Genomic DNA, 25,065 nt, shown 5'->3' with positions numbered 1-25,065 from the left:
GCGCTTCCTTATCGGCGGTTTATGTCCATGCCAAGGCTCGCCACTTTCGGCGGCACACTGGCATGCTTGGCGTTGTCCGTTCAGTGCGGGTCGCCTAGACTCCGCCGGACCGCCCCTCTCGCCCGACGGGCCGACGTACACGCACTGGCCGCCCGGTGGGCGGCCGACAAAGGACCCTGGCTGTGAATTACATCATCCTCCTCCTCCCGCTCCTCGCGATCTTCCTGATGTTCCGCTCGCAGAAGAAGCGACAGGAACAGATGCAGAACACGCAGGCCGCTCTGCAGCCGGGGTCGGGCGTGCGCACCATCGGCGGCATGTACGCCCTGGTCAAGGCGGTCAACGACGAGACGGTCGAGCTCGAGGTCGCCCCCGGTGTGGTGGCCCACTACACCAAGGGCGCCATCGCGGCCGTCCTGGAGCCGCTCGAGTACGACGCGATCATCAACGGCCGCCCCGCCGAGGACGAGGCCGTGGAGGACGCCGACGCCGCCGAGGCCGTCGAGGGCACGGACGCCGACGAGAAGCCGCTGAGCCTGTCCAAGGACGAGGCGAAGGCCGGCACCGAGGCTCCCGAGAGCAAGTAGTACGGCCGGGGGGCCTTTCTTCCCCGACCTGCGGCAATCCGCCGCGAGCCCACAGGACCTCTTGGGCCGCCGTGCGTCCGTCTCTCCCGGGCCCCGCCGAGCGCGGGGCCCGGGGTCGGCCGTCCGGGCGGCATGGACAGGGAGAAACGAACAAGGTGGCAACACCCAAGTCGCGGTCGCGCGACGGATACCCGGGGCGGGCGTTGGTGCTCATCCTGGTGGTCACCGTCGGCCTGGTGGCCCTCATGTTCGGGACGGGCAACACCAAGCCGCGTCTCGGTATCGACCTCGCCGGTGGCACCAGCGTCACGCTGACCGCCAAGTCGGACGATCCCTCCGCGATCAACAAGGCGAACCTTGACACCGCGGTCGGCATCATCCAGAAGCGTGTCAACGGCATGGGCGTCTCCGAGGCGGAGGTCCAGACCCAGGGCAACAGCAACATCATCGTCAACATCCCCGACGGTGGTAACACGCAGGAGTCCATCGACAAGGTCGGTGACACCGCGAAGCTGTACTTCCGCCCGGTGCTGGCCACCGCGCCGACCGGCGTGAGCGCCCAGCCGCAGCCGAGCGGCGAGCCGTCGGCCGCGCCCAGCGGCTCGGCCGCCCCGTCCGCCTCGGGCAGCGCCTCCGCGCCGGCCTCGCCGAGCTCCTCGGCCAGCAAGGCCGGCCGCGCCCTGTCCGGCGCCCTGCAGGCCGACCCGACCGCCCCGGCGAGCGGCTCCGCCTCGGCCCCGGCCGCCTCCGGCTCGGCCGCCCCGAGCGCCGGCGCCAGCGCCCCGGCCGCCAACCCGGCCGACGTGGCTGCCGCGCTGACCCAGGGCGCCGTCCCGGCCGAGCTGCAGCAGCAGTTCACCGCGCTGGACTGCTCGGTCAAGGAGCAGCGCCAGAACTACCAGAAGGCCGCCGACCCGAACGCGCCGGCCGTGGCCTGCTCGTACGACGCGGAGCAGGGCCTCTGGTACAAGTTCGCGCTCGGCGGCGTCGCCGTGAACGGCCAGGACGTCTCCAAGGCGCAGGCCGTGTACGACACCCAGAGCGCCAAGGGCTGGATGGTCGACCTGTCGTTCAACGACGCCGGCTCGAAGGCCTTCGCGGACACCACCGGCAAGCTCGCCGCCCAGCCGACCCCGGCGAACCAGTTCGCCATCGTGCTGGACGGCCAGGTGGTCTCGCACCCGTACGTGTCCGAGTCGATCACCGGCGGCAGCGCGGTCATCTCCGGCACCTTCACCCAGGACGACGCCAAGTCGCTGGCCAACGTGCTCAGCTACGGCGCGCTCCCGCTGGACTTCGTGAAGAGCGACGTCACCACCGTCTCCCCGCAGCTCGGCTCCGAGCAGCTGGAGGCCGGCCTGGTCGCCGGTCTGATCGGCATGGTCCTGGTGGTCGTCTACTCGCTGGTCTACTACCGCGGCCTGGGCCTGATCTCGATCGCGGGCCTGGCGGTCTCGGCCATCCTGACCTGGTCGATCATGAGCCTGCTGGGCGCCGGCGTCGGCTTCGCGCTGAACCTGCCCGCCGTCTGCGGCGCGATCGTCGCGATCGGCATCACCGCCGACTCGTTCATCGTGTACTTCGAGCGCATCCGGGACGAGGTCCGCGAGGGCGCCCAGCTGCGTCCCGCCGTGCAGCGGGCCTGGCCGCGGGCCCGGCGCACCATCCTGGTGTCGGACTTCGTGTCGTTCCTGTGTGCCGCGGTGCTCTACCTGGTGTCGGTCGGCAAGGTGCAGGGCTTCGCCTTCACCCTGGGTCTGACCACCCTGCTCGACGTCGTGGTGATCTTCCTGTTCACCAAGCCGCTGATCACGCTGCTGGCCCGCACCAAGTTCTTCGCCAGCGGTCACCCGTGGTCCGGCCTGGACCCGAAGCGGCTCGGCGCCCGTCCGCCGATCCGCGGCTCGCGCCGCCGTTCCGCTCCCTCCCAGCAGACCCAGGAGGTCTGACCCATGTCGCTCCGCAACATCGGTCACCGCCTCTACCAGGGCGAGGTCTCGTTCGACTTCGTCGGCAAGCGGAAGATCTGGTACTCGATCTCCGCGGTGATCGTCCTGGTGGCCGCGATCGGCCTGGCGATGGGCCTGCACCTGGGCATCGAGTTCAAGGGCGGCTCGGTCTACACCGTGCACAAGCCCGGACTGACGGTGTCCCAGGCGAAGGAGGCCGCCAACAAGATCACCGGCTCCAACACCGCGCTGGTGCAGACCACGGACAAGGGCGACGTCCGGGTCCAGATCAGCGCCGAGGAGTCGGTGTCGGCGACGACCTTCACCAAGGAGTTCTCGCAGGCCGTCGGCGTCCAGGAGAAGGACGTCAACGCCCAGGTGATCGGCCCCTCCTGGGGTGCCGACATCTCCAAGAAGGCGCTGACCGGCCTGGTCATCTTCATGGTGCTGGTGACGGTCTACCTGGCGATCGCCTTCGAGTGGCGGATGGCGCTGGCCGCGCTGGTCGCGCTGATCCACGACCTGCTGATCACCATCGGCGTCTACGCGCTGGTGGGCTTCGAGGTCACCCCGGGCACCGTGATCGGCTTCCTGACCATCCTCGGCTACTCGCTCTACGACACGGTCGTCGTCTTCGACACCGTGAAGGAGAACACCCGGGGCCTGTCCAAGCAGTCCCGCCGCACCTACAGCGAGGCCGCCAACCACGGCCTCAACCAGACCCTGGTGCGTTCCATCAACACCACCGTCGTGGCGCTGCTGCCGGTCTCCGCGCTGCTGTTCATCGGCGGCGGCATCCTGGGCGCCGGCACCCTGAACGACATCTCGCTGGCCCTGTTCATCGGCCTCGCCGCCGGTGCCTACTCCTCGATCTGCGTCGCCACCCCGCTGCTCGCGCAGCTCAAGGAGCAGACCCCGGAGATGAAGGCGCTGGCCAAGCGGGTCGCGCAGCGCCGGGTGTCCGAGGCCAAGGAGGCCGCGGAGGCCGCGGCGCGGGGCGAGGACGTGGTGATCGACGAGGAGGTTCCGGCAGGTATGGTCGGACAGCGCAACCAGCCGGCCGGCCGCACCCGGGGCAAGGGACGGCCCTCCGGCAAGCGCTGAACCCCGCCTAGTCAAGGAACCCCCGTGACCTCCACCACCGACCCCGCCCTGACCGAGCTGCTCAACAGCCGGATCCGGGACGTGCAGGACTACCCCAAGCCGGGCGTCCTGTTCAAGGACATCGCCCCCCTGCTGGCCGACGCCGAGGCGTTCGGCGCGCTGACCAGGGCGCTGGCCGAGCGGGCGAAGGAACTCGGCGCCACCAAGGTGGTCGGCCTGGAGGCGCGGGGGTTCGTCCTGGCCGCGCCCGCCGCGGTCGCCGCCGGACTCGGGTTCGTCCCGATCCGCAAGAAGGGCAAGCTGCCCGGCGACGTGTTCTCCCGCTCGTACGACCTGGAGTACGGGTCGGCGACGCTGGAGGTGCAGTGCGACGCGTTCGAGCCCGGCGAGCGGGTGCTGGTGGTGGACGACGTGCTGGCCACCGGCGGCACCATCGCCGCCTCGCTGGACCTGGTCCAGGAGGCCGGCGCCGAGCTGGTGGGCGTCGTGGTGCTGATGGAGCTCGGCTTCCTGACGGGGCGTGAGAAGCTCGCCCCGCACCTGCACGGCGCCCCGCTGGAGACCCTGGTCGTGGTCTGAACGACCGATCGCCGCGAGAGCCGCCCGGGAACAGATTCCGTTCCCGGGCGGCTTTCGTTACCAGGGGTCGGCCGAACGCGGAAGCCTGTGGCGCCGCCGGTACGATGAAGGTTGATCCGTTCGCACGTAGGAGTGCTCTTGCCCGACGAGGTTGTGCCCACGGCTGCGACTGCCAGTTCCCGCCCTTCGCCCGGCGGGATGCGGGCTCGCCTCGCTCGGCTGGGCGGACAGCGCAGTTCGATGGTCAACCCGGTGCTGGAGCCGCTGTTCCGGACGATCCGGGCCAACGACCCCAAGGCCGACCCGATGCTGCTCAAGGACATCGAGCGGGCGTACGCGGTGGCCGAGAAGTGGCACCGGGGGCAGAAGCGCAAGAGCGGCGACCCGTACATCACGCACCCGCTGGCGGTGGCGACCATCCTGGCCGAGCTGGGGATGGACGCGCCGACCCTGATGGCGGGCCTGCTGCACGACACGGTGGAGGACACCGACTACGGCCTGGAGACGCTGCGGCACGACTTCGGCGACTCGGTGGCGCTGCTGGTCGACGGCGTCACCAAGCTGGACCGGGTCAAGTTCGGCGAGGCGGCGCAGGCGGAGACCGTCCGCAAGATGGTCGTCGCGATGGCCAAGGACCCGCGGGTCCTGGTGATCAAGCTCGCCGACCGCCTGCACAACATGCGCACCATGCGCTACCTGAAGCGGGAGAAGCAGGAGAAGAAGGCCCGCGAGACGCTGGAGATCTACGCCCCGCTGGCGCACCGGCTGGGCATGAACACCATCAAGTGGGAGCTGGAGGACCTGGCGTTCGCCATCCTCTACCCCAAGATGTACGACGAGATCGTCCGGCTGGTGGCCGAGCGCGCCCCGAAGCGCGACGAGTACCTGGCGACCGTCATCGACCAGGTGCAGGGCGACCTGCGCGGGGCGCGGATCACCGCGCAGGTGACGGGCCGGCCGAAGCACTACTACTCGGTCTACCAGAAGATGATCGTCCGGGGCCGGGACTTCGCCGAGATCTACGACCTGGTGGGCATCCGGGTCCTGGTCGACACCGTCCGCGACTGCTACGCGGCGCTGGGCACCATCCACGCGCGGTGGAACCCGGTGCCGGGGCGGTTCAAGGACTACATCGCGATGCCCAAGTTCAACATGTACCAGTCGCTGCACACCACGGTGATCGGTCCGGGCGGTAAGCCCGTCGAGCTGCAGATCCGCACCTTCGACATGCACCGCCGCGCCGAGTACGGCATCGCCGCGCACTGGAAGTACAAGCAGCGGGCGGTGGCCGGCGCGTCCAAGGTGCGCACCGACACCCCGACGCACAAGCGGCAGCACGACAAGGCCGACGCGGTCAACGAGATGGCCTGGCTGCGGCAGTTGCTGGACTGGCAGAAGGAGACCGAGGACCCCAGCGAGTTCCTGGAGTCGCTGCGCTTCGACCTGTCCAGCAACGAGGTGTTCGTCTTCACCCCGAAGGGCGACGTGATAGCGCTGCCCGCGAAGGCCACCCCGGTGGACTTCGCGTTCGCGGTGCACACCGAGGTCGGCTACCGGTGCATCGGCGCCCGGGTGAACGGCCGGCTGGTGCCGCTGGAGTCGACGCTGGAGAACGGCGACACCGTCGAGGTGTTCACCTCCAAGGCGGAGAACGCCGGACCCTCGCGGGACTGGCTGAGCTTCGTCAAGTCGCCGCGGGCCCGCAACAAGATCCGCGCCTGGTTCTCCAAGGAGCGCCGCGAGGAGGCGATCGAGCAGGGCAAGGAGGCCATCGCCCGGACGATGCGCAAGCAGGGCCTGCCGATCCAGCGGATCCTCACCGGGGACTCGCTGGTCACCCTCGCCCACGAGATGCGCTACCCGGACATCTCCTCGCTGTACGCGGCGATCGGCGAGGGCCACGTCGCGGCGGCGGCGATCGTGCAGAAGCTGGTCCAGGCGATGGGCGGCGAGGACGGCGCGGTCGAGGACCTCGCCGAGACCGCCACCCCGTCCCACCAGCCGCGTTCGATGCGCCGCCGGGCCAAGGGCGACCCGGGCGTGATCGTCAAGGGCGTGGACGACGTGTGGGTGAAGCTGGCGCGCTGCTGCACGCCGGTGCCGGGCGACCCGATCGTCGGCTTCATCACCCGCGGCAACGGCGTCTCGGTGCACCGCGCGGACTGCGTCAACGTCGAGTCGTTGCAGCAGCAGCCCGAGCGGATCATCGAGGTGGAGTGGGCCGCCACCCAGTCCTCGGTGTTCCTGGTGGCCATCCAGGTGGAGGCGCTGGACCGCTCCCGGCTGCTGTCCGACGTCACCCGGGTGCTCTCCGACCAGCACGTCAACATCCTGTCGGCGGCGGTGCAGACCTCCCGCGACCGGGTCGCGATGAGCCGGTTCACCTTCGAGATGGGCGACCCCAAGCACCTCGGCCACGTGCTGAAGGCGGTGCGCGGCGTCGAGGGCGTGTACGACGTCTACCGGGTCACCTCCGCCCGCCACAAGTAGCGCTCCGGGTGCAGGCCGCCCCCGCCCCGCCGACACTGGCCGGGTGGGGGCGGCCCGCTGATACCCGGAGGCACCGTGCACACCACTCGGACGATGACGGCGATGGCGGGCGCGGCAGCGGCCCTGGTGGCCCTGACGGCCGGCTGCGGCGGCTCCGGCCGCTCCACCGGCCCGGCCGCCGGCAGCCCCGCGGCGGCCACCGCGGCGGCCACCGGCGCCGACAACGGCACGGCGGGCCTGTCCGCCCAGGAGATCCTGCAGCGCACCGCCCAGGCCCTCAAGGACGCCCGCGCGGTGCGGGCCGTCGGCACGGTGGCCGGCGGCGGGCAGCCGATCACCATGGACCTGCGCCTGGACCTCGCCGGGAACTGCACCGGCACGCTCAGCCAGAGCGACGTCGGCGGCTTCCAGGTGGTCAAGGCCGGCCACCAGCTGTGGGTCAAGCCCGACCAGGCGTTCTGGCAGAGCCACGGCGGCCCCGCGCTGGCCGACCAGGTCGGCGACCGCTACCTGCGGACCACCAGCGACGACCCGGACTTCGGCGAGATCACCGGCCTGTGCGACCTCGGCGCGCTCGCCGACCAGCTCGCCGCCGCCGACGACCTGACCAAGGGCGCCGCCACCACCGTCCGGGGCCGCCCCGCCGTCACCCTCACCCGCAGCACCGACACCGGCACCGCCACCCTGTACGTGGCCACCGACGGCCCACCGGTGCCGCTGCGGCTCGAACAGCCCGCCGGCGCCGTCGACTTCAGCGACTTCGGCACCCCCGTGCCGTCCGCCACCCCCGGCCCCGACCAGAGCATGGACATCGAGGACCTCCAGCAGCCCTCGGCCGGGCCGACCTCGGTATGACCGCACGACGAAGGGCCCGGCCGCCGAGCGGCCGGGCCCTTCGGTGACGAAGCGTCAGGAGGTGAACTCCTGCAGCGACTTCTGCGCCTGGTCGAGCAGTGCCTGACGGCCCGCCAGCTCGGCCTCCAGCTTGGCGGCCTTCGACGCGTTGCCGGTCGCGCGGGCCTTGTCCAGGTCGGCGCGCAGCTTGTCGACGGCGGACTGCAGCAGCGCGGTCATGCCGGTGGCGCGGGCCCGGGCCTCCGGGTTGGAGCGCTGCCACTCGGCCTCCTCGGCCTCGCGGACCGCGCGCTCCACGGTGGCCAGCCGGCCGTCGAGCTTCGGCCGGGCGTCGCGCGGGACGTGGCCGATGGCCTCCCAGCGCTCGGCGACGTCGCGCAGCGCGGCCTTGGCGGCCTTCAGGTCGGTGATCGGCAGGATCGCCTCGGCCTCGACCAGCAGCGCCTCCTTGGCCTTCTGGTTCTCGCCCTGCTCGGCGTCACGCTCGGAGAACGCGGCGGACCGGGCCTGGAAGAAGACGTCCTGGGCGCCGCGGAAGCGGGCCCACAGCTCCTCCTCCGCCTCGCGCTGGGCGCGGCCGGCGGCCTTCCAGCGGGTCATCAGCTCGCGGTAGGCGGCCGCGGTCGGACCCCAGTCGGTGGAGTCGGCGAGCTGCTCGGCCTCGGCGACCAGCTTCTCCTTGACCGCGCGGGCCTGGTCGCGCTCCGAGTCCAGGGCCGCGAAGTGCGCCTTGCGGTGCTTGGAGAACACCGAGCGGGCGTGCGAGAAGCGGTGCCACAGCTCGTCGTCGCTCTTGCGGTCCAGGCGCGGCAGCGCCTTCCAGCTGTCGACCAGGGCGCGCAGCCGGTCGCCGGCCTCCCGCCACTGGTTGGACTCGGCGAGCTGCTCCGCCTCGGCGACCAGCGCCTCCTTCGCGGCGCGGGTCTCCTCCTGGGCCTTCGCCCGGGCCGCCTTGCGCTCGCTCTGCCGGGTCTCGATCTCCCCGGCCAGCGTCTCCAGGCGCTTGGCGAGCGACTCCAGGTCGCCGACCGCGTGCGCCTCGACGACCTGCGCGCGCAGGTGCTCCAGCGCGGTCTGCGCCTCCTTGGCGGCCAGGTCGGTCTTGCGCACCCGGTGCTCCAGGAGCGCGGTCTCCGCCTCCAGGCCCTGGAACTTGCGCTCGAAGTAGGCGAGGGCCTCCTCGGGGGAGCCGGCCTGCCAGGAGCCGACCTGGCGTTCGCCGTCGGCCGTCCTCACGTAGACGTTCCCCTGCTCGTCGACACGGCCCCACGGATCGCTGCTCACAGCGCCTCCTCCACATGACGCCGTGCCCACGGGCCTTGGCGTCGTCCACAGTTGATGTGCGGCGGACCGATGGAGTCCGCCGTCCCGAGCCGTCGTTGTCGCGCCGAGGGTGACGGCCGACGGTCTGGGCACCCTATACAACAGCAACATAGGCGACCAGCGCCGGTGCTGTCCGCATCCGGCACTGGTCGATTTTCGCGGCGGATCAGCCCTTGGCGGCGGTGATGGCCGTGACGTTGACGGGGGTGGCGGGGGCGCCGTCCGACCCGCCGCCCGTGACGCCGGCGCCGGCGACCTTCTGCAGCACGTCCAGGCCGCCGGTGATCTTGCCGAACGGGGTGTAGTTGGGCGGCAGCGGAGTGTCCTTGTAGACCAGGAAGAACTGGCTGCCGTTGGTGTTCGGGCCGGCGTTCGCCATCGCCACGGTGCCCGCCGGGTAGGTCGCGCCTTCGAGGTTCTCGTCGGGGAACTCGTAGCCCGGGCCGCCCGCGCCGGTGCCCGTCGGGTCGCCGCACTGGAGCACGAAGATGCCCTCGGTGGTGAGGCGGTGGCACTTCGTGTTGTCCCAGAAGTGGTCACCGGCCAGGAACACGAAGGAGTTGACGGTGTGCGGAGCCTTCGCCGCGTCCAGCGTGAAGGTCACCTTGCCCGCCGAGGTGTCCATCGTCGCCGTGTACGGCGCCTTGGTGTCGATCGACATCGGCGGCTCGGCCGCGTACTTGCCGCTCTTGGACGGGGACGGCGTCGGCGCGGCGGAGGCCTTCTTGTCGTCCTTCTTGTCCGAGCTGAACACGCCGCCCGCGACCGCGCCGACGCCCGCCAGCACGACCAGGGCCGCCACCGAGGCCACCACGACGTTGCGCTTCTTGCGCTTGGCCGTCGCCTCGGCGCGCGCCTGCATCTGGCGCTCGTACTTGTCGCGGGCGAGCTGCCGCCGCCGCTGTTCGCTGCTGACCACCGGCCGTGTCTCCTACTGAGCTGTGGAATGAAGGGAGTTGTGATTGACGTGTGCGCATCCTCGCACCCGTCGGCGGCCAAGTGTAGGGACCCCGCGCGTCAGCAGAGGATCAACGCCACATGAGAAAGGCCTGAACGCGCCCGGGAACCGGTTCGCCCGCGGCACCGTACCGCCGGTAGGCTGCTGGGGAAACACCACCGCCACCGCATGAAACGAAGGACTCGCGTGTTCGTCGCCGGATTCCCCGCCGGGGCCTGGGGCACCAACTGCTACCTGGTCGCACCCGCCGCGGGCGAGGAGTGCGTGATCGTCGACCCCGGACACGAAGCGGCAAGCGGCGTCGAGGAGTTGATCCGCGAGCACCGGCTCAAGCCGGTCGCGGTCCTGCTCACCCACGGGCACATCGACCACATCGCCTCGGTGGTCCCGGTCTGCGGCGCCAGGGGCGTCCCCGCCTGGATCCACCCCGAGGACCGGTTCATGATGGCCGACCCCGAGAAGGGCCTCGGCCGCTCCCTCGGGCAGCAGCTGATGGGCTCGATCACCGTCGGGGAACCGGACGACGTCCGCGAGTTGACCGACGGCGGCGTGCTCGAACTGGCCGGCCTGCGGCTCACCGTCGACCACGCCCCCGGCCATACCAAGGGGTCGGTGACGTTCAGGACGCCCGCAGCGGACGACATTCCTCCGGTGCTGTTCTCGGGCGACCTGCTGTTCGCCGGCTCCATCGGGCGTACCGACCTCCCGGGCGGAGACAGCGACGCGATCATGCGCTCACTGGCCCGGGTGTGCCTGCCCCTCGACGACGCGACCGTGGTGCTCTCCGGCCACGGCTCCCAGACCACCATCGGCCGAGAGCGCGCCACCAACCCCTACCTCCAGCAGGCAGCGCGGGGCGGCGACCCCGCCGAGAGCACAGCTTTCCCGCGACGAGGAATGTGACGGAAGAGAAGTTGAGCACCTTCACCGCCCCCAAGGGCACCTACGACCTGCTGCCGCCCAGTTCGGCGACCTTCCTGGCGATCCGCGAGGCGATCGCGGCGCCCGCCCGACGGGCCGGCTACGGCTACATCGAGACCCCGGTCTTCGAGGACGTGAAGCTCTTCTCCCGCGGCGTCGGCGAGTCCACCGACATCGTCACCAAGGAGATGTACAACCTGACCACCCGCGGCGGCGACGAGCTCGCGCTGCGCCCCGAGGGCACCGCCTCCGTGCTGCGCGCCGCCCTCCAGGCCAACCTGCACAAGCAGGGCAACCTGCCGGTCAAGCTCTGGTACTCCGGCAACTACTACCGCTACGAGCGGGCGCAGAAGGGCCGCTACCGCCAGTTCTCGCAGGTCGGCGCGGAGGCCATCGGCGCCGAGGACCCGGCGCTGGACGCCGAGTTGATCATCCTCGCCGACGACGCGTTCCGCTCGCTCGGCCTGTCGAACTACTCGCTGCTGCTCAACAGCCTCGGCGACAAGCAGTGCCGCCCGGTCTACCGCGCCGCGCTGATCGAGTTCCTCTCCGGCCTCGACCTGGACGAGGACACCCGCCGCCGCGCCGAGATCAACCCGCTGCGCGTGCTGGACGACAAGCGCGAGTCGGTGCAGGCCCAGCTCACCGACGCCCCCATGCTGCGGGACTTCCTCTGCGAGGACTGCAAGGCGTACGACGTGAAGGTGCGCGAACTCCTCACGCTGGCCGGGGTCGCGTTCGTCGACGACCCGAAGCTGGTGCGCGGCCTGGACTACTACACCCGCACCACCTTCGAGTTCGTGCACAACGGCCTCGGTGCCCAGTCCGCGATCGGCGGCGGCGGCCGCTACGACGGCCTGTCCGAGATGATCGGCGGACCGGCGCTGCCCTCGGTCGGCTGGGCGCTCGGCGTGGACCGCACCTTCCTGGCGCTGGAGGCGGAGGGCGTCGCCCTCGAACTGCCCGCCGCCACCGACGTGTACGCCGTCGCGCTGAGCGAGGAGGCGAAGAACGTCCTGTTCGCCGCCACGGTCGAGCTGCGCCGGGCCGGTGTCGCCACCGACCTCGCCTTCGGCGTCAAGGGCATCAAGAACGCCATGAAGTCGGCGGACCGATCCGGCGCCCGGTTCGCCGTGATCGCCGGCGACCGGGACCTCGCCGACGGCGTGGTCCAGCTCAAGGACATGACCACCGGCGAGCAGACCCCCGTCGCCCTCGACACGCTCGTCACCACCCTGAAGGAGAAGCAGCTGTGATCCGCACGCACGACGCGGGCACGCTCCGACCGGAGCACGCCGGCACCACCGTCACCCTGGCCGGCTGGGTGGCCCGCCGCCGTGACCACGGCGGCGTGGCCTTCATCGACCTGCGGGACGCCTCCGGCACCGTGCAGGTCGTGGTCCGCGACCTGGAGTCGGTGCACGGGCTGCGCTCCGAGTACTGCGTGAAGGTGATCGGCGAGGTCCGGGTCCGCCCCGAGGGCAACGAGAACCCGGACATCCCGACCGGCGCCGTCGAGGTCGTCGTCGAGTCGATCGAGGTGCTGTCCGAGGCCGCGCCGCTGCCGTTCCAGGTCGCCGAGTACGAGCCCGGTTCGGTCAACGAGGAGGTGCGGCTGCGCTACCGCTACCTCGACCTGCGCCGCGAGGGCCCGGCCCGCGCGCTGCGGCTGCGTTCGAAGGTCAACCACATCATCCGCACGGTGATGGAGGAGAACGACTACCTCGACATCGAGACGCCGTACCTGACCCGCTCCACCCCCGAGGGCGCCCGCGACTTCCTGGTCCCGGTCCGCCTCCAGCCCGGCCACTGGTACGCGCTGCCGCAGTCCCCGCAGCTGTTCAAGCAGCTGCTGATGGTCGCCGGCATGGAGCGCTACTACCAGATCGCCCGCTGCTTCCGCGACGAGGACTTCCGCGCCGACCGGCAGCCGGAGTTCACCCAGCTCGACATCGAGGCGTCGTTCGTCGACCAGGAGGACATCCTGGCCCTCGGCGAGAAGATCATCGCCGCGATCTGGCGCGAGGTGCACGGCTACGAGATCCCCAACCCGCTGCCGCGGATGACGTACGCCGACGCCATGTCGCGCTACGGCTCCGACAAGCCGGACGTCCGCTTCGGGCAGGAACTCACCGACCTGACCGAGTACTTCAAGGGCACCGAGTTCCGGGTCTTCCAGGCCCCGTACGTCGGCGCGGTCGTCATGCCCGGCGGCGCCTCGCAGCCCCGCAAGCAGCTCGACGCCTGGCAGGACTGGGCGAAGGCCCGCGGCGCCCGCGGCCTCGCGTACGTCCTGGTGGACGCCGAGACCGGCGAGCTGCGCGGCCCGGTCGCCAAGAACCTGTCCGAGGAGCACCTGGCCGGCCTGGCCGCCGCCGCCGGCGCCAAGCCCGGCGACGCCGTGTTCTTCGCCGCCGGCAAGAAGACCGCCTCGCAGGAGCTGCTCGGCGCGGCCCGCCTGGAGATCGGCCGCCGCTGCAACCTGATCGACGAGTCCCAGTGGGCCTTCCTCTGGGTCGTGGACTTCCCGATGTTCGAGCCGATCGAGGACGACAAGGGCGAGTTCCAGGGCTGGCACGCGGTGCACCACCCGTTCACCGCGCCCACCGCCGAGTCGCTCGCCACCTTCGACACCGACCCGGGCAGCGCGCTCTCCAACGCGTACGACCTGGTGCTCAACGGCTCGGAGCTGGGCGGCGGTTCGATCCGTATCCACCAGCGCGAGGTGCAGAAGCGGGCGTTCGACGCGATCGGCCTGTCCGAGGAGGAGGCCGCCTCGCAGTTCGGCTTCCTGCTGGACGCCTTCAACTTCGGCCCGCCGCCGCACGGCGGCATCGCGCTCGGCCTGGACCGCGTGGTCACCCTGCTGGGCGGCTACGACACCATCCGGGACGTCATCGCCTTCCCGAAGACCTCCACCGGCGGCGACCCGCTGACCGGCGCCCCCACCCCGATCACCCCGGCCCAGCGCCGGGAGGCCGGCGTGGACGCCAAGCCGAAGGCCAAGGAGACCGCGAAGGCGGAGGCCGAGCCCACCGCCTGACAACCCGTCAAAAACTGACGGTAGATCACGATTCGTTCCGGCCCCGGTCGGTGCGCGCTTACCAGGAGTAGGCTCGCACCGCCCGGGGCCGGATCGCTGCACGACGGGGTGCAGGGCGCAAGAAGGGTCAAGGATGACCGTACGAACCAGAGTCGAACTCCCCACCGACACCGCCGAGACCCGGCGCGTCCACATGGCGGCCTTCCCAGGCCCCGAAGAGGCGGACCTGGTGGACGCGCTGCGCCGCGACCCCGCGTTCCTGCCGGAACTCTCCCTGGTCGCCGTCGACAGCCGCGAGGTGGTCATCGGCCACGCGCTGCTCACCCGGCTGCGGATCGGCAACGGCAAGGGCCTCGCCCTCGCCCCCGTCGCGGTCGCCCCCGAGTGGCAGCGCAAGGGCGTCGGCAGCGCCGTGGTGCGTGCCGCGCTGACCGCCGCCGTCGAGGCCGGCGAGCGGGTCGTGGTCGTCCTCGGCGACCCCGGCTACTACGGCCGGTTCGGCTTCGGGCCCGCCTCCGGGCACCGCATCACCGGCCCCTACGACGTTCCCGACGGCTACTTCCAGGCACTCCCGCTGCCCGGCGCGGACAGCGTGCCGCACGGGGTGTGCCGCTACCCCGCGCCGTTCGCCGAGCTCTGACCCGCGAGGCCGCCGGTCGACCTGCGGGGGCTGCCGGCGGCCCGTAGCCTGAGTGATCATCATCTGTACGGTGATCGGAAGGTGTGCGAAGTGGCGGACCCCAAGCGCGGCAAGAAGGCCGGCGCCAAGAGCGTCCAGCGGATTCCCAAGCGGATCTACGAACCCGAACTGCTCCGGCTCCAGCAGGAACTGGTCAAGATGCAGGAGTGGGTGCGCGTCGAGGGCGTCCGGATGGTCGTGATCTTCGAGGGCCGGGACGCAGCCGGCAAGGGCGGCGCGATCAAGCGCGTCACCGAGTACCTGAACCCACGCATCGCGCGGATCGCCGCCCTGCCCGCCCCGACCGAACGCCAGCGCGGCCAGTGGTACTTCCAGCGCTACGTCGAACACCTGCCGGCGGCCGGGGAGATCGTGCTGTTCGACCGGTCCTGGTACAACCGGGCCGGCGTCGAGAAGGTGATGGGCTTCTGCACGGACGAGGAGTACTGGCAGTTCCTGCACCAGTGCCCGACGTTCGAGCGGATGCTCATCGAGGCGGGCATCCTGCTGCGCAAGTACTGGTTCTCGGTCAGCGACGTCGAGCAGGAACGGCGCTTCCGGGACCGGCTCGACGACCCGATGCGGCAGTGGAAGCTCTCGCCGATGGACGTCGAGTCGATCACCCGCTGGGAGGACTACTCGCGGGCGAAGGACGAGATGTTCATCCACACCGACCTGCCGGAATCGCCGTGGAACGTGGTGGACAGCGACGACAAGCGGCGGGCGCGCCTGAACATGATCGCCCACCTGCTGTCCACGGTTCCCTACCACGAGGTGGTCCGCCCGGCGATCACCCTGCCGCCGCGGCCCGAGCCCCGGGGGTACCAGCGGCCGCCGCGGGACCTCCAGAAGTACGTGTTCGACCACGCGGCGACGCTGCTCGCGCGGTGACCGCCCCCGGTTGACCGGGCAGGTTCGGCGGGCGTGCGATGGAGGGGATCCCGCAACGGCTGGAGGCACTCCATGTACGTCCGCACCGTCTACGCGACCGGCGACCCGGCGCTGCTGGAGGACAGCCTCGACGCGCTGCGCGGCGAAGCCGTCCAACTCCTCTCCGCCCGGCCCGGCTACCGCGGCTACGGGCTGTTCGCCAACCGCCGGCTCGGCACCCTCACCATGGGCTCCTGGTGGGACACCCCCGAACACGAAGCCGCGAGCGACACCGCGCTGGCCGACCGGCGCGACACCCTGCTCGTCCCGTTCGCCGCGACCGTCGCCGTCAACCGCTGGGACGTCGCGGCGGCGGAGCCCGGGGCGGCCGTCGAGAACGGCGGCTTCCGGCTCACCCGCTTCGCGTACGACCCGGCGGGGGTGGACGGGGTGGTGAAGGGGTTCGAGGAGCGCGGGCTGCCGGCGATCAGGGGGATCGACGGGTATGTGGGGGCCGCCATGCTCATCGACCGCGAGCGGTCGGTGGGCGTGGTGGGCGCGATCTTCGCGGACCAGCAGGCGTTCGACGCCTCGCGGGGGCCGCAGGCGGCGGTGCGGGCGGGGGTGAGCAAGGCTTCGGGGACGGTGGTGTACGGGCTGGAGGAGTTCGACGTCGTGCTGATGCACCGGCCGCAGTAGGGGGGAGACGGCGGGTGGGCGCGAAAGCAGGGGCGCGGGGAACTGCGCGACAAGCGCGAGTCACGTCCGCAAGGTCGCGATCAAGTGCAGGTCATTGCCCTGGGTCGCGACCTTGCGGTGGGGTGCCTTCCGCAGCGCGCAGTTCCCCGCGCCCCTGGGGTTGCTCTCCCAGGTTTCGCACTCCTGCCGCGTATAGGCTTGCGTGCTGTGGACGAGCCGGACCTTTTCACGCATGCAGCCGAGGAACGTCAGAGCAGTGAGCCGGGGCGCGCCCCACTGGCGGTGAGGATGCGGCCGCGGACGTTGGACGAGGTGGCCGGGCAGCAGCAGTTGTTGAAGGACGGGTCTCCGTTGCGGCGGCTGGTCGCGGGGGCGAAGGGGCCGGCGGCGACGAGTTCGGTGATCCTGTGGGGGCCGCCGGGGACGGGGAAGACCACGCTGGCGCACGTGATCAGCCAGGCGGTGGAGGGGCGGTTCGTCGAACTCTCGGCGATCAGCCACGGCGTCAAGGAAGTCCGGGCGGTGATCGACGGGGCCCGGCGGGCGGTCGGGATGTCCGGGCGGGAGACGGTGCTGTTCCTGGACGAGATCCACCGGTTCTCCAAGGCACAGCAGGACTCGCTGCTGCCGGCGGTGGAGAACCGCTGGGTGACGCTGATCGCCGCGACCACCGAGAACCCGTACTTCTCGATCATCTCGCCGTTGCTGTCGCGTTCCCTGCTGCTGACCCTGGAGTCGCTGACCGACGAGGACATCCGCACCCTGCTGCGCCGGGCGACGGTGGACGAGCGGGGGCTGGGCGGCAGTGTGGAGCTGGCGGAGGAGGCCGAGGACCACCTGGTGCGGATGGCCGGGGGCGACGCGCGGCGGGCGCTGACCATGCTGGAGGCGGCGGCGGGGGCGGCGCTGGAGCAGGGCGGGAGCGTGCTGACGCTGGCGGCGACCGAGACGGCGGTGAACCAGGCGGCGGTGCGGTACGACCGGGACGGCGATCAGCACTACGACGTGGCGAGTGCGCTGATCAAGTCGATCCGGGGCAGTGACGTGGACGCCACGCTGCACTACCTGGCGCGGATGATCGAGGCGGGGGAGGACCCGAGGTTCATCGCCCGGCGGCTGATGATCTCGGCCAGTGAGGACGTCGGCCTGGCCGACCCGACCGCGCTGTCGACGGCGGTGGCGGCCGCGCAGGCGGTCGCGCTGATCGGGTTCCCGGAGGCGCGGATCATCCTGTCGCAGGCGGCGATCGCGCTGGCGCTGGCGCCGAAGTCGAACGCCGCGTACCTGGCGATCGACGCCGCGCTGGCGGACGTCCGGCAGGGGCTGGCGGGCGCGGTGCCGGCGCACCTGCGGGACGCGCACTACGGCGGGGCGAAGAAGCTGGGGCACGGGAAGGGCTACCAGTACCCGCACGACCTGCCGGAGGGCATCGCCGCGCAGCAGTACGCGCCGGACGCGGTGCACGGCAAGGAGTACTACCGGCCGACCCGGCGCGGGGGAGAGGCCCGGTACGCGGAGATCGCGGAGTGGACCAGGGCCCGGCTCAAGGGCGAGTGAACTGCCTGTAGACTGTCCGCAGTGTGTCCCGGGCCAGGGGTTCCGCGAGGAGCGACCGGCCGCACCAGCGGGGCAACCAACGGAGGCCTCCCGCAAGGGAGTTCTCCAGGAGCGACGCGCACCGGCTTTCGGTGTCGCGGGCAGCCCACCACCTCTGCGGGTCGGTGGGCCTCTCGTGTGCAAGCACATAGTGCCCGGTCGCGGAGAGCGGCTGACCATCCGGCGACGGACGGTTTTTCTCCGGGCCGCGAGAAGCGTCCTCCGTCAACACCTGGTGACAGCCGTATCTGAACAGGAAAAGGAAACATGGCGAACCAGAAGCGCCCCAAGGTCAAGATCGCCCGTGCTCTCGGCGTTCCGCTGACCCCGAAGTCCGTCAAGTACTTCGAGGCCCGCCCGTACCCGCCCGGCCAGCACGGCCGTGGCCGCAAGCAGAACTCTGACTACAAGGTCCGTCTGACCGAGAAGCAGCGTCTGCGCGCGCAGTACGACCTCAGCGAGAAGCAGATGGCGCGTGCCTTCGAGGCCGCCAAGAAGGTCGAGGGCAAGACCGGTGAGGCGCTCGTCGCCCTGCTGGAGGTCCGCCTCGACGCCCTGGTCCTGCGTTCGGGCATCGCCCGCACCATCTACCAGGCCCGCCAGATGGTCGTGCACGGTCACATCGAGGTCAACGGCTCGAAGGTCAACAAGCCGTCGTTCCAGATGAAGCCGGGCTACGTCGTCACGGTGAAGGAAAAGTCCAAGGAGAAGGTCCCCTTCCAGGTGGCTCGCGAGGGCGGCAACGCCGGCGAGGGCCAGACCCCGAAGTACCTGGAGGTCAACCTGAAGGCCCTGGCCTTCCGTCTGGACCGCGCGCCGCAGCGCCGCGAGGTTCCGGTCGTCTGCGACGAGCAGCTGGTCGTCGAGTACTACTCGCGCTGACCCGCGAGCGGAACGCCCCCTCGGTCCTCGGACCGCGGGGGCGTTTCCCGTTTCCGGGTGCTGTCAGGGGCCGTGCAGGGCGCGGTGGACGGCGGCGTCCGGGGCGAGGCGGGCGCCGAGGCGGAAGGCCTCGTCGTACTGGTGGTCGGTGAGGGCCGCGCGGGTGCGGCGGGTGCAGGTGCGGTGGGGGCTGTCGAGGGTGGCGGAGTACGGGGCGCCGAGGGCGATCCGGAGGCGGTGTGCGGCGCCCTGCAGGACGCGGGCCTCGTACGGGTCGGGGGCGGGGGCCTCGGTGGCGAGCAGGGCCAGCAGGTCGACGGCGAGGGCGGTGGCGAGCGGGTCGCGCAGGGGGTGGGCGAGCCGGATCGTGTCGCGGGCGAGGTCGCGGGCGGCCCGGGGGCGGCCGGCCCGGTGGCGGGCCCGGGCGAGCGCGTACAGGCAGTAGGCGTGCGCCCACTGTTCGCCGTGCTGCTCGCAGTGTTCGCGGGCGCGTTCGGCCCAGGCGGCGCCGTTCGGGGCGTCGCCGAGGCACAGGTGGGCCAGCGCGAGGTCGGTCATCGCGAGCAGGACGTGGGTGTCGAGCTCGCCGAGGGCGGTGTAGTGGCGCAGGGCCTGTGCGAGGAGCTCGGCGGCGCGGGCCGGGTCGTCGTCGAGCAGCGCGGCGCAGCCCTGCCGGTGGACGGCGTGGGCGAGGGAGCGGCGGTCGCCGGTGTGCAGGGCCTGGCGGTGGCATTCGGCGAGGGCGCTGTGGGCGCGGGCCGGGTCGCCCTGGAGGGCGGCGAGGTGGCCGGTGGTCCAGAGGGCCTTGGCGCGGGCCTCGGTGGGTTCGGGGGCGCGGGCGAGGGCGCGGTCCAGCCAGTGGCGGCCCTCGCCGAGGCGGCCGGTGCCGGCCCAGAAGTACCAGAGGGCGCCGGCCAGGACGAGGGCGGGCTGTTCCTCGCCGGGTTCGGTGAGCGAGAACTCCAGGGCGGCGCGCAGGTCGGGGTGGGCGAGACGGGTGCGTTCGGCGGCCTCGGCCTGCTCGGGGCCGAACCACTCGACCTCGCCCCAGGTGGCGACGGACAGGTACCAGTCGCGGTGGCGCCGGCGCAGCCGCCGGTGGTCGTGGCCGGCCCGCAGCCAGTGGCCGCCGTAGTCGCGCAGGGCGCCGAGCATCCGGAACCGGGCGCCTTCGCCGTCGAGGCGCTCCAGCACGGACTTGTCGACCAGCGCGTCGAGGAGTTCGAGGACGTCGTCGAGGTCCAGGCCCTCGCCGCCGCAGACGTATTCGGCGGCGTCCAGGTCGAAGCCGCCGGCGAAGACCGACAGGCGCGACCAGAGTAAACGTTCCTGCATGGTGCAGAGTTCGTGGCTCCAGCCGATCGCGGTGCGCATCGTCCGGTGCCGGGCCACCGCGGTGCGGCCGCCGCCGGTGAGCAGCCGGAAGGGGTCGTCCAGCCGGGCCAGCAGCTGCTCGACGGACAGCGCGCGCAGCCGGCCGGCGGCGAGTTCCAGGGCGAGCGGGAGGCCGTCCAGGCGGCGGCAGAGCAGCGCCACCTCGGCGCGGTTGGCGCGGGCCAGCCGGAAGCCGGGGCGGACGGCGGCGGCGCGGTCGGCGAACAGCAGCATCGCCTCCGAGTCCGCCCCGGCTTCCGGTTCGACCGGCAGCGGGGCGAGCGGCAGCAGGTGCTCGCCGACCGCCCGCAGCGACTGCCGGGAGGTGGCCAGCACCCGCAGGCCGGGGGCGGCGCGCAGCAGGGCGTCGACGAGCTCGGCGCAGGCGTCCACCAGGTGCTCGCAGCCGTCCAGCACCAGCAGCAGGCGGCGTTCGGCGAGCGGCGGCCGGTCGGCGGGGCCCAGCGCGGCCAGCACGGCGGGGCCGAGCAGCAGCGGATCGCGCACCGGCGCGAGGTCGGCGAGGTGCGCGCCGTCCGGGAAGTCGGCGGCGAGCCGGGCGGCGGCGCGCAGGGCCAGCCGGGACTTGCCGACGCCGCCCGGCCCGGTCACGGTGACCAGCCGGGCGCGGCCCAACAGGTCGGCCAAGGCGTCGAGTTCGGCGGCCCGCCCGACGAAGTGGGTGATTTCGGCGGGCAGTCGGCCCGGCCCGTTCGACGCTGCGGCCATGCTCTCCACGCGACGCCCCCGTTCAAGCGCTGGGCCCGTGCTCCGCGAGCCGAACTCCTCAACGAGGTGACCGGGCGGTAGGTTACGCGCCGTGTTCGCACAACCGACCGGCCGCCGGGGCGCGGTGACGGGCGACATATCCGGTCGGGGAGCGACCGGCAGTCACGGTAGGGTTCACTACCGAGGTTTTCGATACCGGAAACTCACAGGCGAGGGAGCGCGCGAAGGTGTCCGTGGGAGAGCTGGCCGGGCTGCTGGTCGCCGTCTTCTGGGCGGTCCTGGTCACCCTGCTCGCCGTGGTCCTGGTCCGGCTGTCGAAGGTGCTCCGGGAGGCCACCGTCCTGGTCGCCGCCGTCACCGAGCAGGCCGTGCCGCTGCTGCAGGACGCGAACGCCGCGGTCCGCAGCGCGCACGAGCAGCTGGAGCGGGTCGACGAGATCACCGCCAACGTCCAGGACGCCGCGGCCGACGCCAAGGCGCTGTCCTCCACGGTGGCCGCCACCGTCGGCGGGCCGCTGGTGAAGCTGGCCGCGTTCAGCTACGGCGTGCGCCGGGCCGTGAACCGGCAGCAGACCGGGCTCGCGGTGCCGCAGCAGAGCGGCGAGCGCGAGGAGCTGGCCCGGCTGATCCGGGCCGAGGTACGGGCCGCGACCGCGCCGCGCGGCGGGCTGCTGTCGCGCGTGCGCCGGGCCGTGAAGGGCTGACGGCGATGGTGCGCAGAATCTTCTGGATGGCGGTCGGCGCGGGCGCCACCGTCTGGGCCATGAACAAGGCCAACGAGGCGGTGCACCGCCTCACGCCCGACTCGCTGTCCGGCACCGCCGCCCGCGGCGCGCTCCAACTCGGCGACGCCGCCCGGCAGTTCGCCCGCGACGTGAAGGCCGGCATGGCCGAGCGCGAGCAGCAGCTGCGCGCCGACCTCGGCCTGGACGGCACCGCGGTCGTCGAACCGCCCCGCCGCCGCACGCTCAGCGGCGCGGCCGGATCGAGCGGCGGCCGAGCTATCTCGGCGGCCCCGGGCTCCCCGGCCGCCGCCCTGCCCACGTCTCGCGGCACGCGCCGCACCACCCCCCCAATCGTTGCCAAGCCCCGTCAGCGCGAGCTGCCGGGCCGCACGACCGATCGGAAGGACCCCCACTGATGGAGTCGGCAGAGATCCGCCGCCGCTGGCTGCGCTTCTTCGAGGAGCGCGGCCACACCGTCGTACCGTCGGCCTCGCTGGTCGCCGACGACCCCACCCTGCTGCTGGTCAACGCCGGCATGGTGCCCTTCAAGCCGTACTTCCTCGGCGAGGTCAAGCCGCAGTTCTCGCGCGCCACCAGCGTGCAGAAGTGCGTCCGCACCCTGGACATCGAGGAGGTCGGGAAGACCACCCGGCACGGCTCGTTCTTCCAGATGTGCGGCAACTTCTCGTTCGGCGACTACTTCAAGGAAGGCGCCATCAAGTTCGCCTGGGAGTTGCTCACCAGCTCCGTCGCGGACGGCGGCTACGGCCTGGAGCCCGAGAAGCTCTGGATCACCGTCTACCAGGACGACGACGAGGCCGAGAAGATCTGGCGGGACGTCATCGGCGTGCCGTCCGAGCGGATCCAGCGCCTGGGCATGAAGGACAACTTCTGGTCGATGGGCGTCCCCGGCCCGTGCGGCCCGTGCTCGGAGATCAACTACGACCGCGGCCCCGAGTACGGCGAGGAGGGCGGCCCGGCGGTCAACGGCGAGCGCTACCTGGAGATCTGGAACCTGGTCTTCATGCAGTACGAGCGCGGCCACGGCGACGGCAAGGACGGCTTCGAGATCCTCGGCGACCTGCCGAGCAAGAACATCGACACCGGCCTCGGCCTGGAGCGCCTCGCCGCCGTCCTGCAGGGCGTCGACAACCTCTTCGAGATCGACACCAGCCGGATGATCCTCGACCGCGCCGCCGAGCTCACCGGCCACCGCTACGGCGCCGACCACAAGTCGGACGTCTCGCTGCGCGTGGTCACCGACCACTTCCGCACCGCGCTGATGCTGGTCGGCGACGGCGTCACCCCCGGCAACGAGGGCCGCGGCTACGTGCTGCGCCGCATCCTGCGCCGCGCGATCCGCAACATGCGCCTGCTGGGCGCCACCGAGCCGGTCGCCAAGGACCTGATCGACATCTCGATCAAGGCGATGGCCCCGCAGTACCCGGAGCTGGAGACCGACCGCAAGCGCATCGAGACGGTCGTGGTCGCCGAGGAGAACGCCTTCCTGCAGACCCTGCGCTCCGGCACCAACCTGCTGGACGCCGCGGTCACCGAGACCAAGTCCGGCGGCGGCGTGGTGCTCTCCGGCGAGCAGGCGTTCAAGCTGCACGACACCTACGGCTTCCCGATCGACCTCACCCTGGAGATGGCCGAGGAGCAGGGCCTGCAGGTCGACGAGGCCGGCTTCCGCCGCCTGATGCAGGAGCAGCGCGACCGCGCCAAGGCCGACGCCAAGGCCAAGAAGATGGGCCACGCCGACGTCGCCGCGTACCGCGAGGTCGCCGACAGCGCCGGCGCGTCCGTCTTCACCGGCTACACCCTCACCGAGGGCGAGGCCACCGTGGTCGGCCTGCTGGTGGACGGCGTCCCGTCGCCGGCCGCGAGCGAGGGCGACGAGGTCGAGCTGATCCTCGACCGCACCCCGTTCTACGCCGAGGGCGGCGGCCAGCTCGCCGACCACGGCCGGATCCGCCTCGACTCCGGCGCCGTCGTGGAGATCCGCGACGTGCAGCAGCCGGTGCCGGGCGTCATCGTGCACTCCGGCGGGGTGCTGTTCGGCGAGGTGGTGCTCGGCGCGTCCGCGTACGCCACCATCGACACCGACCGCCGCCGGGCCATCGCCCGCGCCCACTCGGCGACCCACCTGACCCACCAGGCGCTGCGCGACGCGCTCGGCCCGACGGCCGCCCAGGCCGGCTCCGAGAACGCCCCCGGCCGCTTCCGCTTCGACTTCGGCTCGCCCGCCGCCGTCCCCGGCAGCGTGCTGGTCGACGTCGAGCAGAAGATCAACGACGTGCTGACCCGCGAACTCGACGTCACCGCCGAGGTGATGACGATGGACGAGGCCCGCAAGCAGGGCGCCATCGCGATGTTCGGCGAGAAGTACGGCGACTCGGTGCGCGTGGTCACCATCGGCGACTTCTCCAAGGAGCTGTGCGGCGGCACGCACGTCGGCAACACCGCCCAGCTGGGCCTGGTGAAGCTGCTCGGCGAGTCCTCGATCGGCTCCGGCGTGCGCCGCGTGGAGGCGCTGGTCGGCGTCGACGCGTACAAGTTCCTGGCCCGCGAGCACACCGTGGTCTCCCAGCTCACCGAACTGGTCAAGGGCCGCCCGGAGGAGCTCCCGGAGAAGATCTCCGGCATGCTCGCCAAGCTCAAGGACGCCGAGAAGGAGATCGAGAAGTTCCGCGCCGAGAAGGTGCTGGCGGCCGCCGCGGGCCTCGCCGAGGGCGCGGAGGACATCAAGGGCGTCGCCCTGGTCGCCGCCCGGGTCGGTGACGGCACCGGCGCGGACGAGCTGCGCAAGCTGGTGCTGGACATCCGGGCCCGGCTCGGCAACCGCCCGTCCGTGGTCGCCGCGTTCACCGTCGCGAACGACCGCCCGCTGACCGTCATCGCCACCAGCGAGGACGCCCGCGCCCGCGGCATCAAGGCCGGCGAGCTGGTCCGCGCCGCGGCGAAGACCCTCGGCGGCGGCGGTGGCGGCAAGGACGACGTGGCGCAGGGCGGCGGCAGCAACCCGGCCGCCGTCGGCGACGCGATCGCGGCCGTCCGCGCACTGGTGGCCGAGCGCGCGTGAGCGAGGAGCACATCGAGGAGAAGGTCTTCCGGCGCGGCCGGCGGATCGCCGTCGACGTGGGCGACGCCCGGATCGGGGTCGCGGTCTGCGACCCCGACGGGCTGATCGCCACGCCGGTGGAGACCGTCCCCGCCGGGGGCCGGTCGCAGGCCCGGCTCAAGGCGATCGTCGAGGAGTACGACGCCATCGAGGTCGTGGTCGGCCTGCCGCGCTCGCTGAACGGCAAGGAAGGCCCGGCCGCCGCCAAGGTCCGCGACTACGCGGGCCGGCTGGCCACGCTGCTCCACCCGGTCGGCGTGCGGCTGGTCGACGAGCGGATGACCACCGTCACCGCCGCCGCCGGGCTGCGCGCCTCCGGCCGGTCCTCGAAGAAGGGCCGCTCGGTGATCGACCAGGCCGCGGCCGTCGTCATCCTGCAGGCCGCGCTGGAGACCGAACGGGTGAGTGGCCGGGCGCCCGGCGAGAGTGTCGAGCCGGTGGCCTGACCGGCCCGGCCTAGGCTGCCGATCGGGGCCCGTGCGGACGCGCGTCCGCGACCCGCCCCGAAGTATATCACGCCCCGCGGGGCCCCCCACTCACACCCCCGACCCCCGCCCCGCCGGGACGCCCGGCCGCACCGC

21 protein-coding genes are annotated in these 25,065 nt (G+C 72.0%); 18 read left to right on the top strand and 3 right to left on the bottom strand.

The genetic code is table 11. From position 1 onward, the window contains the following. Nucleotides 1-182 precede the first annotated feature (182 nt). The 6 genes from yajC to ACWEMJ_RS24365 all read left to right on the top strand — a co-directional run bounded on the left by yajC (nt 183) and on the right by ACWEMJ_RS24365 (nt 7,564). Nucleotides 183-587: a preprotein translocase subunit YajC gene (yajC, locus tag ACWEMJ_RS24390; protein WP_452139239.1), complete on the top strand. Its 405-nt coding sequence runs from the start codon at nt 183-185 to the stop codon at nt 585-587. A 155-nt stretch (nt 588-742) separates the two neighbouring features. Beyond that, the gene (gene secD / locus ACWEMJ_RS24385; protein WP_452139238.1) at nt 743-2,536 is read left to right on the top strand and encodes a protein translocase subunit SecD; all 1,794 of its coding nucleotides are present in this window, start codon (nt 743-745) and stop codon (nt 2,534-2,536) included. A gap of 3 nt (nt 2,537-2,539) precedes the next feature. Then, entirely contained in the window at nt 2,540-3,640 is a 1,101-nt protein-coding gene (gene secF, locus ACWEMJ_RS24380) for a protein translocase subunit SecF (protein ID WP_452139237.1), read from the top strand. 24 nt (nt 3,641-3,664) lie between these two features. After that, complete coding sequence (locus tag ACWEMJ_RS24375; protein WP_452139236.1) at nt 3,665-4,219, top strand: adenine phosphoribosyltransferase; 555 nt, start codon at nt 3,665-3,667, stop codon at nt 4,217-4,219. A gap of 198 nt (nt 4,220-4,417) precedes the next feature. After that, the gene (locus tag ACWEMJ_RS24370; RefSeq protein WP_452139235.1) at nt 4,418-6,709 is read left to right on the top strand and encodes a RelA/SpoT family protein; all 2,292 of its coding nucleotides are present in this window, start codon (nt 4,418-4,420) and stop codon (nt 6,707-6,709) included. A 75-nt stretch (nt 6,710-6,784) separates the two neighbouring features. Further along, nucleotides 6,785-7,564: a hypothetical protein gene (locus tag ACWEMJ_RS24365; RefSeq protein WP_452139234.1), complete on the top strand. Its 780-nt coding sequence runs from the start codon at nt 6,785-6,787 to the stop codon at nt 7,562-7,564. 54 nt (nt 7,565-7,618) lie between these two features. On the opposite strand, the gene ACWEMJ_RS24360 is transcribed toward ACWEMJ_RS24365, so the two are convergent. Further along, a complete protein-coding gene (locus tag ACWEMJ_RS24360) occupies nt 7,619-8,848 on the bottom strand; it encodes a DUF349 domain-containing protein (RefSeq protein ID WP_452139233.1) in 1,230 nt (409 codons plus the stop codon). A 205-nt stretch (nt 8,849-9,053) separates the two neighbouring features. Continuing rightward, nucleotides 9,054-9,806, bottom strand: a complete 753-nt coding sequence (locus ACWEMJ_RS24355) for a peptidylprolyl isomerase (RefSeq protein WP_452139232.1) — start codon at nt 9,804-9,806, stop codon at nt 9,054-9,056. Between the two features lie 225 nt (nt 9,807-10,031). Here ACWEMJ_RS24355 and ACWEMJ_RS24350 point away from each other — a divergent pair, with 225 nt between their 5' ends. From ACWEMJ_RS24350 to rpsD, 8 genes are all read left to right on the top strand, one after another. After that, complete coding sequence (locus ACWEMJ_RS24350; protein ID WP_452139231.1) at nt 10,032-10,748, top strand: MBL fold metallo-hydrolase; 717 nt, start codon at nt 10,032-10,034, stop codon at nt 10,746-10,748. An 11-nt stretch (nt 10,749-10,759) separates the two neighbouring features. Beyond that, on the top strand, nt 10,760-12,022 hold the full coding sequence (gene hisS, locus ACWEMJ_RS24345; protein ID WP_452139230.1) for a histidine--tRNA ligase: 1,263 nt from the start codon (nt 10,760-10,762) through the stop codon (nt 12,020-12,022). Beyond that, nucleotides 12,019-13,809, top strand: coding sequence for an aspartate--tRNA ligase (gene aspS, locus ACWEMJ_RS24340; protein ID WP_452139229.1), 1,791 nt, complete (start codon nt 12,019-12,021; stop codon nt 13,807-13,809). Before hisS ends, aspS begins: the two co-directional genes overlap by 4 nt. A gap of 133 nt (nt 13,810-13,942) precedes the next feature. Then, a complete protein-coding gene (locus ACWEMJ_RS24335) occupies nt 13,943-14,449 on the top strand; it encodes a GNAT family N-acetyltransferase (protein WP_452139228.1) in 507 nt (168 codons plus the stop codon). Between the two features lie 141 nt (nt 14,450-14,590). Continuing rightward, nucleotides 14,591-15,379, top strand: a complete 789-nt coding sequence (ppk2, locus tag ACWEMJ_RS24330) for a polyphosphate kinase 2 (protein WP_452139256.1) — start codon at nt 14,591-14,593, stop codon at nt 15,377-15,379. Nucleotides 15,380-15,451: 72 nt separating this feature from the next. Next, entirely contained in the window at nt 15,452-16,057 is a 606-nt protein-coding gene (locus ACWEMJ_RS24325; RefSeq protein ID WP_452139227.1) for a hypothetical protein, read from the top strand. Nucleotides 16,058-16,264: 207 nt separating this feature from the next. Further along, nucleotides 16,265-17,614 carry a replication-associated recombination protein A gene (locus ACWEMJ_RS24320; protein WP_452139226.1) on the top strand — a complete coding sequence of 450 codons (1,350 nt, stop codon included), beginning with the start codon at nt 16,265-16,267 and terminating at the stop codon, nt 17,612-17,614. Nucleotides 17,615-17,920: 306 nt separating this feature from the next. Beyond that, nucleotides 17,921-18,535 carry a 30S ribosomal protein S4 gene (gene rpsD / locus ACWEMJ_RS24315; protein ID WP_035860039.1) on the top strand — a complete coding sequence of 205 codons (615 nt, stop codon included), beginning with the start codon at nt 17,921-17,923 and terminating at the stop codon, nt 18,533-18,535. 63 nt (nt 18,536-18,598) lie between these two features. On the opposite strand, the gene ACWEMJ_RS24310 is transcribed toward rpsD, so the two are convergent. Continuing rightward, nucleotides 18,599-20,638 carry an ATP-binding protein gene (locus ACWEMJ_RS24310; protein WP_452139225.1) on the bottom strand — a complete coding sequence of 680 codons (2,040 nt, stop codon included), beginning with the start codon at nt 20,636-20,638 and terminating at the stop codon, nt 18,599-18,601. Nucleotides 20,639-20,865: 227 nt separating this feature from the next. Here ACWEMJ_RS24310 and ACWEMJ_RS24305 point away from each other — a divergent pair, with 227 nt between their 5' ends. The 4 genes from ACWEMJ_RS24305 to ruvX are packed head-to-tail and all read left to right on the top strand — an operon-like array spanning nt 20,866 to nt 24,930. Beyond that, nucleotides 20,866-21,342, top strand: coding sequence for a DUF948 domain-containing protein (locus tag ACWEMJ_RS24305; RefSeq protein ID WP_452139224.1), 477 nt, complete (start codon nt 20,866-20,868; stop codon nt 21,340-21,342). A 5-nt stretch (nt 21,343-21,347) separates the two neighbouring features. Next, nucleotides 21,348-21,779, top strand: coding sequence for a DUF6167 family protein (locus ACWEMJ_RS24300; protein ID WP_452139223.1), 432 nt, complete (start codon nt 21,348-21,350; stop codon nt 21,777-21,779). After that, complete coding sequence (alaS, locus tag ACWEMJ_RS24295; protein ID WP_452139222.1) at nt 21,779-24,445, top strand: alanine--tRNA ligase; 2,667 nt, start codon at nt 21,779-21,781, stop codon at nt 24,443-24,445. Before ACWEMJ_RS24300 ends, alaS begins: the two co-directional genes overlap by 1 nt. Next, complete coding sequence (ruvX, locus tag ACWEMJ_RS24290) at nt 24,442-24,930, top strand: Holliday junction resolvase RuvX (RefSeq protein ID WP_452139221.1); 489 nt, start codon at nt 24,442-24,444, stop codon at nt 24,928-24,930. Before alaS ends, ruvX begins: the two co-directional genes overlap by 4 nt. Nucleotides 24,931-25,065 lie beyond the last annotated feature (135 nt).

The organism is Kitasatospora sp. NPDC004531 (assembly GCF_053602195.1).
The sequence above is the reverse complement of the archived record's forward strand: the minus strand, read 5'-3'. Positions and strand labels throughout refer to the sequence as shown.